The 15,851-nt window shown below is 41.0% G+C and carries 13 protein-coding genes; 2 read left to right on the top strand and 11 right to left on the bottom strand.

From position 1 onward, the window contains the following. Window positions 1-13 precede the first annotated feature (13 nt). The 10 genes from D891_RS0104305 to D891_RS0104260 form a co-directional block, all read right to left on the bottom strand. Window positions 14-769 (bottom strand): TPM domain-containing protein, encoded by a 756-nt coding sequence (locus tag D891_RS0104305; RefSeq protein WP_051453559.1) that lies wholly within the window; start codon window positions 767-769, stop codon window positions 14-16. Then, a complete protein-coding gene (locus D891_RS0104300) occupies window positions 732-1,397 on the bottom strand; it encodes a hypothetical protein (RefSeq protein WP_025209800.1) in 666 nt (221 codons plus the stop codon). Before D891_RS0104300 ends, D891_RS0104305 begins: the two co-directional genes overlap by 38 nt. Beyond that, complete coding sequence (gene tgt, locus D891_RS0104295; protein WP_025209799.1) at window positions 1,390-2,511, bottom strand: tRNA guanosine(34) transglycosylase Tgt; 1,122 nt, start codon at window positions 2,509-2,511, stop codon at window positions 1,390-1,392. The genes D891_RS0104300 and tgt overlap by 8 nt, the downstream gene beginning before the upstream one ends. Further along, on the bottom strand, window positions 2,508-3,338 hold the full coding sequence (locus tag D891_RS09475) for a hypothetical protein (protein ID WP_025209798.1): 831 nt from the start codon (window positions 3,336-3,338) through the stop codon (window positions 2,508-2,510). Before D891_RS09475 ends, tgt begins: the two co-directional genes overlap by 4 nt. Continuing rightward, on the bottom strand, window positions 3,326-4,165 hold the full coding sequence (locus D891_RS0104285) for an oligopeptide/dipeptide ABC transporter ATP-binding protein (protein WP_025209797.1): 840 nt from the start codon (window positions 4,163-4,165) through the stop codon (window positions 3,326-3,328). The genes D891_RS09475 and D891_RS0104285 overlap by 13 nt, the downstream gene beginning before the upstream one ends. Further along, the gene (gene purE, locus D891_RS0104280; protein ID WP_025209796.1) at window positions 4,155-4,625 is read right to left on the bottom strand and encodes a 5-(carboxyamino)imidazole ribonucleotide mutase; all 471 of its coding nucleotides are present in this window, start codon (window positions 4,623-4,625) and stop codon (window positions 4,155-4,157) included. Before purE ends, D891_RS0104285 begins: the two co-directional genes overlap by 11 nt. Before the next feature lie 10 nt (window positions 4,626-4,635). Then, a complete protein-coding gene (locus D891_RS0104275; protein ID WP_156919067.1) occupies window positions 4,636-5,481 on the bottom strand; it encodes a methyl-accepting chemotaxis protein in 846 nt (281 codons plus the stop codon). A gap of 5 nt (window positions 5,482-5,486) precedes the next feature. Continuing rightward, entirely contained in the window at window positions 5,487-6,272 is a 786-nt protein-coding gene (locus D891_RS0104270; RefSeq protein ID WP_051453558.1) for an MBL fold metallo-hydrolase, read from the bottom strand. Between the two features lie 127 nt (window positions 6,273-6,399). Then, window positions 6,400-9,996, bottom strand: a complete 3,597-nt coding sequence (locus tag D891_RS0104265; RefSeq protein ID WP_156919066.1) for an AAA domain-containing protein — start codon at window positions 9,994-9,996, stop codon at window positions 6,400-6,402. A 401-nt stretch (window positions 9,997-10,397) separates the two neighbouring features. Beyond that, on the bottom strand, window positions 10,398-10,757 hold the full coding sequence (locus D891_RS0104260; protein ID WP_025209792.1) for a transposase: 360 nt from the start codon (window positions 10,755-10,757) through the stop codon (window positions 10,398-10,400). 102 nt (window positions 10,758-10,859) lie between these two features. Here D891_RS0104260 and istA point away from each other — a divergent pair, with 102 nt between their 5' ends. Next, entirely contained in the window at window positions 10,860-11,804 is a 945-nt protein-coding gene (istA, locus tag D891_RS0104255; RefSeq protein ID WP_025209791.1) for an IS21 family transposase, read from the top strand. A gap of 31 nt (window positions 11,805-11,835) precedes the next feature. Here the strand turns inward: istA and D891_RS0104250 are convergent, their stop codons facing one another. Continuing rightward, the gene (locus tag D891_RS0104250; protein WP_025209023.1) at window positions 11,836-13,008 is read right to left on the bottom strand and encodes an IS3 family transposase; all 1,173 of its coding nucleotides are present in this window, start codon (window positions 13,006-13,008) and stop codon (window positions 11,836-11,838) included. Window positions 13,009-13,319: 311 nt separating this feature from the next. Here D891_RS0104250 and D891_RS09470 point away from each other — a divergent pair, with 311 nt between their 5' ends. After that, a complete protein-coding gene (locus D891_RS09470) occupies window positions 13,320-15,812 on the top strand; it encodes a diguanylate cyclase (RefSeq protein WP_025209790.1) in 2,493 nt (830 codons plus the stop codon). The last annotated feature ends 39 nt before the right edge of the window (window positions 15,813-15,851 follow it).

Below are 15,851 nucleotides of genomic sequence, written 5' to 3'. Positions count from 1 at the left end.
CCTCCACACTTTTTTACCAGCTTCCGCCGACACCTCCGCCGCCTGTTGAGCCACCACCAAAACCACCAAAGCCGCCGCCCAAACCGCCGCCGAATCCAGAGCCCATGCCAGAATCCCAATCGCTTCTGTATCCGCCAAAGACCCCTCCAACAAACAGGGGAAATAGATACGGCGACACAAAGAACAGCAAGGCCAATATCAAGACTATATCGACAAGACTAATTGACCGTTTTGCCTTTTTGGGTTTTGCATAACCTGTAATCTTGACATTATACGCTTTGGCTATAACGCCAACTATGGCCATCGTGCCGTTCAGGATACCCTCATCGTATTTACCCTTTTTAAAATAGGGGATTATGTATCTATCCCTGATTCTGCCCAAAAGACCATCGGGCAGTATGCCTTCAAGGCCGTATCCGGTATTTATCCTGAGTTTTCTATCGCCAACATCAATCAAAAACAAAAGTCCGTTATCCTTACCCTTCTGACCAATACCCCATTTTTGAAACAGCTCCACAGAATAATCAAATATATCTCCTTCGTTCAATTTCTTTATCGTGACAATGGCAAACTCAACACCCGTTTTCTCTTTTAGCTGCCTCAATACACCCTCAAGTTTTTTCTTTGTCTGGGGCTTAAGCACCGATGCATAATCATTAACAAATCCAGAGGGTCTTGGTATGTCATAGGCATAAGACGGTATGGCAACAAGCAGTATGAACGCCAAAAGGCTAATCCAGTATCTTATCGGCAATCTTAACAAGCCCATCGACCTCTTCTAAATACCCCTTGAATACCTCAAGCAGCTTCTCAAACGGCATCTTTGGCGTATCCCTCAATGTCTTAAAGGCATCGAGTTTTATGCCAAACTCCTCCTCAAACACCTCGATCAATGTTGCATCGTTGATTAGCTTCCCCTTAAGTCTCAAAAGATTTCTCAATATGAGCAGAAAGTTGTACATAGAACGGTATGCAATATCGTCTATAACCTTCCTATCCAAGGGCAGATCGATAAATGCACCCTTTAGTATCAACAACTTGCTCCTAAGCTCGTATTCTATCTGCCTCCTTAGGTTTTCATCATCAACCTCTATGTCCTTGATGAGGTCTTCACCGTATACAACCTCGCCGTTTTCTTTAAGCTCCAACATCTCCATACAGAACACATCGGACGACCTATCAAAGAACTCCCTATCAACCACAAGCGGCGTTGAGAATCTCTTTTTGAACTTTACATAAATCCTCTTTACCTTAAACAGATCATCGGCCGACACCCTATCCAGCACAACAAACACACCGTTTTTATTCAAAAAGGATGTAACGCCTATGTTATGCCTACCCACACTTATCAGTCTGTCGCCAAAGGCCTCCTTTAGCATCTTCACAAACTCATCCATTGGCCTCTCCCTCTTTTAACAAACCGTAAAACTCATCCTTAAAGCTACCAAACCTTCCGTTTAGTATAGCTTTACGGGCCGATTTTACAAGGTTAATGTAATAGTAAAGGTTATGGATACTTGCAAGCGTATAAAACGAAAGCTCCTTGGCCTTATACAGATGCCTTAAGTATCCCCGTGAGAAGTTTCTGCATGTATAGCACCCGCAACCCTCCTCAATAGGCCTATCATCATCCCTGTATTGCTGCCTTTTTATGTTGACCACCCCAAATCTCGTAAAGAGTGTGCCGTTCCTTGCATTTCTTGTAGGCATGACACAGTCGAACATATCAACACCCATGCCTATCAACTCCACAATATTTTCAGGCCTGCCTATACCCATTGCATATCGGGGCTTGTGTCTGGGTAAAAATTCATTTACTATCGGCACAACTCTATACATATCCTCCGTTGGCTCACCGACACTCAATCCGCCTATGGCAAAACCGTCAAAATCCAGATCCTTCATAGCAATGGCGGCCTCTTTTCTTAAATCATCAAACACACCGCCCTGAACGATGCCAAAAAGGGCGTTTACAGGAAAGCTCTCCCTTGCTTTTATGGAGCGTTTTGCCCAATTTATGGTTATATCGAGCGATTTTTTAACATAGGCCTTGTCCTTGGTATAGGGAGGGCATTCATCTAATACCATTGCTATATCGCTGCCCCACCTATACTGTAATTCAACCACATACTCCGGTGTAAAAAAGTGGTTCGAACCGTCTATGTGGGATTTAAAGTAAACCCCTTTAGGGTTTATATCCCTAAGCTCGCTAAGGCTAAAGACCTGAAAGCCACCGCTATCGGTCAGGATGCCCCTCTTCCACCCCATAAACCTGTGCAGGCCGCCGAGCTTCTCTATCGTTTCAATGCCCGGCCTCAGATAAAGGTGATAGGTATTTGAAAGCACGATCTTGGCACCTACGGCCTTCAGCATGCACGGCAGGATGGCCTTAACCGACGCATTTGTCCCAACGGGCATGAATATGGGCGTCTCCACCCTGCTGTGGCCCAAGTCAATTACGCCCGCCCTGGCAGCACCGTCTTCTGCTATAAGTTCAAAGGAGAAACTCATCTTATTCGCCCTATGAGCAGCTTGTTCTTCTCTATAAGCGGCGCAAACAGCTCATCGTCAAAGACACACAGGTCTGCAACGGGGGTCTTAAACGACCTGATGAGGGTATAGCTATCAAAAGAGGTATCCGTCTGTATAACCTCGCCCCTTGTGTAATCGGACACAAAGACTTTGCCGTTTGCAACGCATATGCCATCAAAACCCGTTAAGCCTTTAAGCTTAAAGCTCTTTAAGGGCTTACCGCTTCTGCTTATCATCTCTATGGTTGGACTATTGAAGGATACAACAAAGAAGACGCCTTTTGATTTCAAAAACACTATGCCGTTTGGGGCAAAATCATAATCCCATCTATAGAAAACATCTACCCTCCCCTTTTTATCAACCCTGTATATGAGGTTGTTTTCTGTGTCGGTTATATAGGCATCACCATCAACAACACAGATATCGTTTAAAAAGCGTGATGACTCTATGGGCCTGCAGCTTAAGCTCTTCTTCTTCAAATCGTATATACACAACCTATCAAGGTCTGCTATATACAACTTACCATCGTAAGCAAATATACCCTTTGGCGCCTTTAGTTTGTCTATAAACTTATACTCCAATATATTGCCGTATTCATCAAGCTTTGTTATGAAGCCATCCTCGTTCTGGCTAATGGGAGATGAACCGATATTGGAAACATAGAGATAACCGTTGTAAAAGAAGGCGCTCTCTGGATGCTTTAGGCCTATAACCTCGTTCTCCTTTACCAACTTAAAGCCGCTTATGAGAACGAAGCTAAAGATAGCAACCGCTATAAATAGCTTTTTATCCTTTAAAAATGACACCTTACAAACCTCCCGTCAACCTCCTTTAGAGGAGGTCTCTTGCTTTTGCATATATCCGATGATTTCGGGCATGATGAATAAAACGGACAACCCAACGATTCGTCTATCTTAAGCCCGTCAAACCTATCCCTGGAGTAATGCATATTCAATCTTGGCGTGGCCTTTAGCAAGAACTGCGTATACGGATGATACGGGTTTTCCTTTATACTTCTTATTCTGCCCTTCTCCACAACAAGGCCAGAAAACATAACCATCATCTCGCCGTCGAAGTCCAACAACTCCATATCGTGGGTTATAAAAATCACCGTTATTCCATCCTCTTTATTGAGTCTTTCTATGAGCCTTACTATCTTCAGCTTTGTTATGGAATCCAAGGCGGAGGTAAACTCATCGGCAACGACTATATTGGCCCGCAAAAGCGCCATTGCAATCAATACCCTCTGCCTCATACCACCGCTTAGGTTGTGGGGATAGGCCTTCAATATCCTCTCTATATCGTCAAAACCCACCCTCTTCAATATATCCTGTATGGCGTTTATGTCGTTGTTTAGCTCAAGCAGCTGATCCTCTATCCTAAAGAGTGGATCTAATGAATCCGTTATATTCTGGGGAATCATGTCCACAACGCCGTTTAGCTCAACACGGCCGTCGTATTCAAGCCCGTAAAAGACATTCAAGCCGGTGATGATCCTGGCAACGGTCGTCTTACCGCTGCCAGACTCCCCCACAATAGCCAGAATATCCCCTTTATCTAAAGAAAAATCCACCTCTTCGACCACAACATGTGGGCCGTATGAGGCTGAATGTATGGAGACATCACATATCATTGAGCTTTCTTAGCTCTTCTTCTTCCTTTTCTGCCCTATCCTTTAGCTTCTTAAGCAGGTCGGGGTTCTTTAAAGAGAGAATCCTTAAGGCAAACAGGGCTGCGTTTTTTGCCCCCTTCTTGCCTATGCCAAATGTGGCCACCGGAATACCCCGAGGCATCTGGGCTATGGAAAAGAGGGCATCAAGCCCCAACAGATCGCTTGCCACAGGCACACCCAAAACGGGCTTGTGTGTGTATGCAGCTATCACGCCGGGCAGGGCAGCTGAAAGACCGGCTATTACTATCGCCGCATCAAACTCTCTATCTATGATTTGAGCCACCTCTTTGGTCAGGTTTGGAGACCTGTGTGCAGAGGTTATAAACTCCTTATGGTCTATCCCAAATTCATCAAGCACCTCTTTGGCAGCATCCATAATCTCCTTATCGCTCTTGCTACCGGCAACTATAGCAATCCTCATAACACCACCCTTACAACTTAATGAGTTTTTCTATCTTCACATTTGCATCTTGCAGTGTATTTATGATCTTGATTATACTGCTTAAAAGCTCATAGATTCGCACAATCCTGTTTGTCAAATCGTCTATCACCTCGGCATGCTCGTTGATTGCCAGGCTGTTTTCATTTAAAGACTCGGCTATCTCGTTAGAGCTTTCGTTGATTTTTACAAAGGTGTCGGCAAATTCATTGAAGTCGCTGCGCAGTTGATCCAGAAACTCCTTTACAGACTCAACCCTCTCCACCGTGCTGGTCAGCTTATAGTTAAACTCATAGAGTATCTCCTGAATGTTGTTGGTTATGCTATCGGTCTTGTTCGCCAATTTCTTGATCTCATCAGCAACAACGGCAAAGCCCTTGCCCTTCTCACCGACCCTTGCAGCCTCTATTGCTGCATTCAGGGCAAGAAGATTGGTCTGCTTGGCTATATCGGATATACTGCCTGCGGCCTTGTTTATGTCTTCTGTAACGGTTGTTAGGTTCTTTATGCTGTTTACAAAATCATCGATCTCACTCTTTCTGCCCTCTATCTCCTCGTTTCTTTGTGTCACCTTATCGGAGATGGAGTTGATGTTTAGATTGAACTCCTCAAAATCGCTATTGATCTTAGAGACATTGTTTGCCATACCCTTGAGGTTGCCCTCCATCTCCTCAAGTGAGGCGGAAAATGTCTTCATCTGGTCTTCCAGATACTCTATGTTGTTGGATATGATCTTAAAGCTCTCAATCGTCGCCGTTGAGACAAAAGAGCTTTTGACAACACCCTTTGAGAGCTTTCGTATTGCATTCATAGACTTAACATTATCTCTGGCTGCCATGGCTATCACCTACTCAACTCATCGATTATATCTGCACCACATTTAAGATTGCCCAGCCAATTCAGGAACATATCCACAGCCTCACCCCTGAATATGCCACCGTGCTGGGGTGCTATCATCTTGGGAGAGAGCGATCTCACTTTATTTATGTAATAACGGCAGGCGTTGGATGAGGCGATATAGCGCTTATGGAATGTCTCCATCAAGGCCACATGGGAGTTGAAGTTATCCCTATCAACAAACAGATACTCACTCCCCTCGTTAAACACCGCAGCACCGATGTCGCCGTTGAAAAGGATCTTTGCCTTTGAATCAAAGACTATGTGGTTGCCGGGTGAGTGCATAAAATGGGCTGGTATAACCTCAAGCTCACCGATCCTCTCTCCACCGTCCGGTATACCCTTTATCCTTGAGAAATCGGTTATACCAAAGTGGGGCAAGAACCTAACCCACAGGGCAGATATATGCACCACTGCATTGGTTACAGAAAGCCACATCGGTATGCCTGAGCTGACATCCGGGTCTTGATGGGAGAAGAATATTACCTCTATGTCGTCCAAATCGATATATTTGGTAACATTGGCCACAACCTTGGGGAATATGTGTATGCCACCCGGATCAAGGAGGATACCCTTTGTCCCGTTTATGATTAGATATTGATTGGTCTGGATTAAGCCGCTCTCTAACTTTCCCCACCCAAGCCAGATAAATTTATGGTCTCCATCGTCGTATAAAACCTCACCGTTTTCCACATCGACTTCGCTATTGGGTTTATTGTTATACTCTCCCATATCAACCTCCCTTTTCCACAACCAAACTTTTAAAATTAGATAACACACGGGTATTAAAAAGTCAACCAAAAGCTTTTAAGGCATTTTCCCTCTCTTTTCAATTTCTTCTAAATTTTTATGAAAAGAATTAGTATGCGCAATAATACCCTAAACCATCCAAAGGCTTCAATAACTCTATGGCTTTTCTAAACATTTCTCCCCCGTTTTTTGTCCATTTCTCTATATCGCCGACTATTACTAACTCCTCTTTTGACCTTGTAACGGCCACATTTAAGAGGTTGGGTTTTCTTGTTGCCCATTTTATCGCTCCATCTTTATCACCACCCAAGAGAATAATCACAACCTTATTCTCCTTGCCTTGAAAAGTATGAACTGTCCCTATGTTTCCTTTTGGCACGCCCTTAAACTTGCGCTTTACATCATCAAAGGTAATACCCACAAACGGCGATATTATATATACATCCTTAAGCCTATCTTTATACATTTTTAGCAGTATTTCGTTGACTGTGTTAATCTCAATATTGGAAACATTTTTCGTCCAGTTTGCTTGGCTTGTGTCCACATCAACAAAATACCCCCTGCCCGTATTTTTATTACTCTCATTGCCATGTATCATTGTATTGCTGTAAGCAATGGTATTGGCAATGCTGAATGCAGGGTCTTTACACCTAAAATGAACCCTTAACGGTATTCCTATTGGTATCTTAAAGCCATCTCTTTCTATAACCGCCTGAATACTTGAAGCTCTGTCTGCAAGCACCTGAACGGAAGTATCTATAAAGCCGTCTTCGGATTCTGAGATTTGCACCGCTTTTTCAAGTCCAGGAACAATTAAACCAATACCGACGCCCAATTCGCCTGCTATCTGCTCAGCTTTTAGTGTTTTTATAAGCACATCTCTCAAGCTTTCTGGTATGGTAATAACAGGCTCAATCTGGAGTGGGTCACCCACTATGATGGCCCTTTTAGCCCTCATGAGTAACCCAACTGCATAATAAGGTATTCCCTGCCCTGCTTCATCTATAATCACAAAGCCGATGGAGTTGGGTTTTGTTAGAGTGGCAAACATGTTCGTTACTGAGTGAAAGGTCGTGGATATGACGGGCGTTATAAACGCAAAAGCCGTCCAGAAGTGCACAATAGCCCCAATGTCTTTATCCGTTATTTCCTGGGTCGCCCCACCCCCATTTAAGACACCAAAAAATAAGTCTATGTTATGCTTGAACTCCTGGCGGTGCTTTAAAACAAATGCGTAGTGCAGTCTTAAGGCTTTAAAAAACAACTCTTTGCGCTTTCTTTCCAATGCTTCGGCTGCATACGGCGTGAATAGCTGCTTTTCTTTATCTGAAGAATTATAAACGGCGTTAAGAATGGATAAAAACTCAAGCTCTTTGCTGTCTGCATTCTCGATTCCAAGTTTTTCAAATAGGCTCAATAGCTTGTTCATCGTATTTGTTTTTAGATTAAATATTCTTTCTTTAACAGAGAATTGGCTCTTTAGTTTGCTTAAGCTTTCTTCTAACTGTTGTTTTTGGCTTGTTAGAGAGTTTAAAGATTTCTGCATTTGTTGATACTCTTTTATCGTATTCCTAACAAAAGAGAGGCTTTTAAGAAGGGGTATCTTAGAAAATCTAAAGGCCGTTTTATTCTTCTGCTTGTAATTTGCCATGTCTTCGGTCTTATCGTCTATTAGCGTTGTTGTTTCCTTTATCTCCCTGTCAAGCATGCTTATTTTGCTGCTTAGGCGCATATACTCATCCTTGATGGCGGTGTATTGAGTGCTTTCGGTCTCAAAGTAATCTTTAACCGTAAGGACATTGTTTTCTGCCATTTCATCAAAAGGAATTAATCTTTTTATCTCTTCAATCTCGTTATAGAGGTCAAGGAAGTCTTTGGCATATTGTTTTAGGTTTATGTTGTTTATAAGCTGTCTTAAGTTTTCCCCTTTCTCTCCTGCTTCTTGTCTTTCTTTTTCTGATGGATAGTTTATTTTCCAGAGATATTTAAGCATTATGCCAAGCTCTCTAATATAATCGGCAATAACTGCCCTCAGGTTGTCCTTCTTGCCCAATGCCACCGATATAGGACTCCAACATTCATCGTTGGACATGTTTTTAAAGCATTCCGCAAAATGCGTGAAGATTGGCTCATTTAGAATCTCGTTTCTGTATTCGCTCACCTTATCCATTAGCGGAAGTTCTTTTGAAACATTCTCGACTGCTTTGTTATTACTTGAGGCGACGACTATATTGTAATCGCAAAGCCTATCATCGGTAAATCTGTAGAATTTGCCAAAAACAGAATCGCTCTCAGTAAGTATGTTCTGCTCATTGATGATGTCATTTGCAAGGTGATATGCCCTCTGGGTTACTATATTGGCCACTATGTCTCTTAAAATTGTTGTCTTTCCTGTCCCTGGTGGGCCATTGACGCTAATAATACCGCTTCCATCGTTCTTTAAAAATCTCCTGTATGCTTCTGAAAGGGCTAAAGCCTGATTAAAAAACGGCTTTGCCCATGTTTCTGTAAGCCACCTTGCTGGCGGTATGTTTTCTGGCTTAAGGGTTTCGATTTCTGTTTCTGGGTTAAGCATTTTTCTATTTGGGTTGCCAAAGATGTATTGTTGTAGGGTTTTGCTTTTATCAAAGTGCAGCTTAGCAAGGTCAAGTTCGCTAACAAAGAAGGAAGGTGGCTCGTTAATTTCTTTTGCAACCTCCTTAAAGAAGTCTTTATTCTCAACACTTTTCCCTGTTGAAACAATAGGGTAATCAAAATCATCTGGAGAGAAAAACTTTTCTAAACCTAACCAGTTGAGAAAGTGCTCCACCATTTCTTTTGCCACTCTCCTGTTTAATCCCTTTTGCTTTCTTTCGTAGACATCAGGAAAGAGCCCTGTTGATAATACACCAACCTCAGAAGCAAATAGCTTCATAGTGGTGTCGGTAGTAAGCAAAACAACATTGTCAGGTGAATTATATTCGGCCATATACTTTGCGTATCTTACAACTGCTTTGTCCACATCATCGAATTTGCTGCCTGGTTTGAGTTTTCTATGTAACCCATCGAAATCCACTTTACTTAATTCGCTCTTAAATAACTCATGAGAAAACGATACTCGTTTTACATGTTTACCGCTAATCCTTTCGCCGTTTGGTGTATATTCATTAGTTCTTATTATCTCGTTAAGCCACCCCAATCCTCGTTTTATAAGGTCTTTCCTTTTTTCCTTTTGCTCTTCATTACCCTGACCACCTTTATCTTTCAATGTATCGAGTTCCCTAAGAACGCCATCGTATATGCCTATTATAAAGCTATAATTGCTTTGTTTCAGATAATACAGGAATGGATTTTCTCTTTTCTTCCAAAACTCTGCAAGTTTTATAACGAAGGAACTATCAATTATCCAATAAGAATAAGTATTATAGTATGTCTTAAATCTCTCTGCGAATCGATCGTTAAATAATTCTATTTGATCCATTATTTCATTGGCTGAGAGTAAGGTTCTTTTCCTATTTAGAATCCTCGACAAATAAAACCAGAAAGGCTTAATTCTTACAGCCAATCGGGGCGTTTTCTCGTTGTTTTCATCTTCAGCGATATCGTCATCTAAATCTATCGGTAGACCCACTATCTTATTATCGGAATTTGCCACAACAGAAAATAAATACAACCACTCGTTCTCAATTCTATCGTTCTTTTCTTGGTCAAAGTTTTCATTGTCCATACCGAAAAAACTTAAAACTCTATTAAGGACCTTTTCTTTCTTAATAATTCCTATATGACTTCGGCAAAAGAAGGTTCTTTTTCTGTCAGCAGTATTTAATTTTCCTTTAAACGATTTAAAAGCCTGATGCGGCTCTGTATATATACCATTGCCAATCTCCAACCTTCTGTTTACCAGTCTAACTCTTTCTTCTTCTCCTTGTTCGTTAAACAGGTCGACCTCTGGTAAATTTTGGAACACTTCAAAAATTTGCCAGAAATTGAATAACTCCGTGACCGAATTAAGCACTTTCCGCCCCCCTCTTAGGCAAAAGCTATTTAAAAACTTTCTTTTTCAATTTTACCATTTTTTATAATAAATGTAAATTTTCACGGTCGTGTCAAGATTTTTGTGTAATCCACCTATGAGTACCTCCCAAGGAACATCTCTCTGATTTCTTCCCTTGCTTCCAAGAAGCCATTTACTATTCTGTTAGACCACCTGTCATTGAGCATTGCCACCCTCAGATAAACGAACTTTTCAACAGATTTAACAGAAGGTAGAGCGCCTATCACCTTAACTCTTCTTCTGATTTCTTTTATTGTTCTCTCTATTAAATTTGTCGTATATACAACCCTCTGGATAGGCTCAGGATACTTAAGAAATGCAAGGAGTTTATAAAGCTCCCTCTCCCAAGATTTGACTACATTGGGGTATTTGGAGCTCCACTTCTTCTTGAATATCTCAAATCCTTTTAAAGCCTCTTTTTTGTTTGATGTCATCCGCCGTGCTAAAATACACCACCAACACCTACTAAAAGTGCACCACTTTTAGTAATTGGTTATACTCTCCTTGGGTAACTTTTTTGAAAGGAGAGTATCAGAATGATTAGTAAGGAGGAGTTTGTTGTGATTCACACACTTTATTCTCAGGGATTCTCAATCAGGCAGATATCAAAGATTCTGGGCTTAAACAGAAGAACAGTGTCAAGAAGATTAAAAGAGGAGGATTTAAAACTGTACCCCAAAAGGAGCTATCCTTCAAAGCTTAATGATTACAAAGGCTACATAGAAGAAAGGATCAACCAAGCTTACCCGGATAGAATCCCATCTACTGTCATATTAAGAGAGATAAACGATATGGGATACACAGGTAGTCTAAGGACACTTCAGAAATACACAAAGGTAATCTACGATAGGATTGGCTCAAAAAGAGGAAAAGACAGTGAAGAGATAATCAGGTTTGAAACCGAAAAAGGCTTTCAGGCTCAGGCAGATTGGACAACTATCAGAGCAGGCAGAAAGCCCATTTATGCATTTGTTATGGTCTTGGGTTATTCAAGAACAGCCTTCGTCTATTTTACAAACAATAGCGATGAGGACATATTTCAGTCCTGCCACATAAAAGCTTTCGACTACTTTGGCGGAATACCAAAGACCATACTCTATGATAACCTAAAATCCGTCATAATACAAAGGGATAAATACGGCAAAAACAGGCATGGAATAAACAATGATTTTCTTGACTTCTCCAAAGGCTTGTTTATTCCAAAGCCCTGCAAACCATACAGGGCTAAAACAAAGGGAAAGGTAGAAAGATTTAACTCATACCTAAAGAACAACTTCTACAAGCCCTTAAGGGCAAAGCTAAAGAACTCTGGCTTAGAGATAACACCTGAGCTTCTAAACTCATACATCTTCTCATGGCTTGAGATGGCAAATAACAGGATACATGGGACAACGAAGAGGAAACCCTTTGACATGCTGAATATATTGCCCCCACTTGTCAAGTCAATTCTTCCCATTTCCCTTTTCCTTCTCTCTCCTTAACTCTCAGTTAATAGGACTACTCACCTCCTTTTCAAGCAACTATGTTTTCTTTTGTTTCTGACATACACCCATATACCTCAAAAGGCGTCTTATATCCAATAGCAGAGTGTAATCTCTTGCTATTGTAGGTGTGTATGTATTCATCTATTCCAGTTTTTGCGTCTTTGAATCTCTCATAGCAGCTTGGATAGATATTCTCCTGTTTTAAGCTTCTGAAGAACCTCTCCATGTGTATGTTGTCAAAACACCTGCCCTTGGCATCCATGGATATGGATATGTTGTGTTTCTTTAGAAGCTCTATTGTCCTGTTTGAGGTGTATTGGCTCCCCTGGTCAGAGTTGAAGATATCGGGTCTTCCGTATTTTTCTATAGCAGATTCTATAGTCCTTACAACAAGTTCATCATCCATTGTTGGTGATAGTTTGTGTGATAATACAGCCCTTGATTTTAGGTCCATTATGACGCACAGATAGGCAAAGCCCTTACAGAGCCTGATGTATGTGATATCTGAGACCCATACCTGATTGGGCTTTGTGGGTATTATGTCGTTTAGCAGATATGGATAGGCCTTTGTGTTCTTATCCAATTCTGTTGTTTTAAATCTCTTCCTTTTGGGATATAAAGCCCTTATGCCCATAATCTTCATGAACCTTGTTATTCTTCTCTTTCCCACATTATCAAAGCCTTTTCTTCTCAACTGGTGGTATATCCTTCTGTATCCGTAGTATGGAAACTCTGTGTATATCTCATCAATGGCATTCATGATTTCTATGTCTTCTTCTGAAATCTCTGGCTTGTTCTTGTAATACAGTGTAGACCTGTTCATCCCTAAAAGCTCTGTTTGCCTGGTGATTGAAAGGTTTTTGAGCTTGGGCTCCACCAGGCTCTTCTTAGTCTTCAAGCCCAAGCTCTTTAATTTTTTTAATACCCAGTCCCTTTCTATGGTAGCCTGACCCAATGCTTTGGATAGAGCCTCAATTTGGGATTCCTTCTCTCTTATCTCTTCCTTATACTTCTTTGCCGGGACAGCATTCTCAAAGGCTAAGGATGCATTCTCCAAAAACTGCTTCTTCCACTGATGTATGGATTTAGGTAATATGCCGTATTTGGATGCAATCTCACTTACACTCTTGTCACCTTCCAACAACTCTAAGACCACTTTGGCCTTAAACTCAGAAGAAAACTTTCTGTGTTTCTTTGACACAACAACCTCCTCAAATCAATCAAACTTTTAAGACTAAATCAGATTTAAGAACATCTGATTACCTCTCAAATCTTATCAGATTTGAGAAGAGAAGTGTTCAAAAATCTGATGAAGTTTACGGGGCATTATAGTAGAGAGAAGGAAAAAGGGAATAGGAAGAATTGATTTGACAAGTGAGGGCAGCATAACCGTAATATATTAGAGTGGTCAATATTGATAAATTACAACCAAAACCATTAACAAACATTTATTATCTTTGAAGTTGTTTTTTTGTATCTTTTTCAGTAAAATATACAAACGAAAGGGGGAATATGAAAAAGAAGATCAGCCTATCCAAGCTGCTAATCTCAACCATAGTTGCCAGTATAATAACCACATCGCTCATTATGAGCGTTTTGTGGTTTTTTGACATACACTCAGAGATCAAATCAAACTTCAAAATCATGCAAAAACTATACATGGAAGACAAAAAACAGCTCCTAAAGCACAGGGTTCAATCGATAATCAGCTATATAAACAGCATAAGAGAAGAAAACCTTGTAAAATTCAAGGAGAATCTAAAGCAACAAACCGGCCTGACAACAAATATAATGGAGTCTTTATACCTATTCCACAAAAACAAAGAGCCTGATGAGATAATAAAAAGGGAGCTTATAAAAATACTAAAAGACCACGACTCATCCTTAGAGGGGAACTTTGTCGTATACTCCAAAGATAAAAAAAAGATATACGGCAACATAAACTGCAAAGGCCTATCCTTCAAAACAGGATACACAGAAGCCGTATGCAACAACCAGAGATCGATAGGCTATGGCAGGCTCTTTAAGCCATTCAACTGGTATGTGGTATATCTTGATACGGAAAAATCATTAAAAGAGAAGACAACCAAAGCAATCCTTGAATACCTAAACAGGTATAGATACGGCAGAGAGGGGCACGGATATATCTTTGTCTCTAAGCTCTTAAACATAAACGGCGGCGACTGTTTTGCCATCGCTTTAGTAAATCCCAACAAGCCACAAATGATCGGCAAATGCCTATCGGATAAATACAAAGACCCAGACGGCAAACCCTTCAGAAAAATATTCCTAAAAGAACTAAAACAAAAAGGGTATGCCCTGCTTACATACAAATACAAGATACCCAATTCCGACGCATACGGCCTAAAGCTATCCTATATGGTTCTTTATAAGCCGTATAACTGGATCATAGGAACGGGTTATTATCTAAAAGACCTCAAGAAGGCCTATCTAAACATCGTTGAAAAGGACTTTAAAAACAGTCTTTCAAAGAAAATAACCGTTATCATCATAATCACATCCGTTGTAATACTCATACTTCTGTTGCTCTATGCAATACTGTCAAGAACCATCCGAAGGGACATATCCACGCTTGAAAATTTCTTCAACACATATTCAGAATCAAAAAGGATAAACACCGAAAACATAAAAATTAAGGACATAGAAAAGATAGCCGAACAGATAAACAACATAACATCACGGATAGAGACATACTCCCAAAGGGTAAAAAGGCTTCTGAAGAGTTATCAAAACTTGGTAAAATACATGCCCGACTGTCTCATACTCTATGAAAAGAGGGATAAACAATTAATCGTAAAGGATGCCAACAGGTGTGTTGAGGAGCACTTCTCAAACAGGGAAAGCATTGTAGGCAAAAATATCCAGGAAGCACTCTCAGACATACCCCATATAGCCCAGAAGATAGAGGATGTGCTAAACACAGGCTCAATTATAGAAACAGACTATTACATAGAGGTGGATGGCCAGAAGAGGTATTTCTCATGCACCGCATATCCACTAAACGAGAATGAGTGCGTATCAATAGCAAAAGACATAACAGACAGTGTCCTCCTTTACAGGAAAACAGAAGAAGAAAGGGAGAAACTCAAAAAGTTCATCAACATCATAAACGCAGGGGTCCTGGTCTTAAACTCAGACGGCAAGGTGGTTTATATAAACGAGGTGGCAAAGCGGATACTTGAAATAGACGATAACTTCGATTTAGAGGATATATACACAGTCTTGGGGCTAAAGAACTGGGGCATAATAAAGGGCAACATAAAGATTATGACAGAGGGCAAAGAGGGCTGTAAAAATTGCAATGTAAGCATCATAACCAAAACCGATAAGGAAAAATGGCTGGATATGTCCGTTGGCTTTATAGAGCTAAACAAGGAGCAGCTGTTCGTTGTATCCTTCTATGACACAACAGAGAGATACAAAAAGGAGAAAGAGGTGGAATATGTGGCCTTCCACGACTCCCTGACAGGCCTATACAACAGGCGGTTCTTTGAGGAGGAGACAAAGAGGTTGTTCAACAGGAGAAACTATCCGCTCACCCTGATCATATACGACCTAAACGGCCTAAAGATAATCAACGATGCCATGGGTCATCAGAAAGGGGATTATGTAATAAAATCACTGGCAAGGATATTGAGCTCTCAGGCGAGGGCAAGCGATATAGTGGCCAGGATAGGCGGGGATGAGTTTGCCATCATAATGCCAAACACCAGCGAAAGTGGAGCCTTAAAGTATATAGAAAGGGTCAACAAACAGATAGAGGAATTCAACGCAAATAACGATGTCTTTCTGTCTGCATCATGCGGTTATGCGGTTCAGGAAGGCCAGTTCTCCACGCTAAAGGACTTCTTCTCAACGGCCGATGCCAATATGTATAAAAACAAATACTCAGACAGAAGAAAAGAGACATTAAGCAAGATCATGGATTCGGTAAAGTCAGAGAAGATCAGACTGCCGAAGGAGATCTTGGAGCGCTATCAATAGAAATCTTTTGTTTGAATTTATATCAACTTTTTATATAAT

The organism is Hippea sp. KM1 (assembly GCF_000526195.1).
Classification (GTDB): Bacteria; Campylobacterota_A; Desulfurellia; order Desulfurellales; family Hippeaceae; genus Hippea.
Note: the sequence above shows the minus strand (reverse complement) of the source record. Positions and strands in the feature narration are given on the sequence as shown.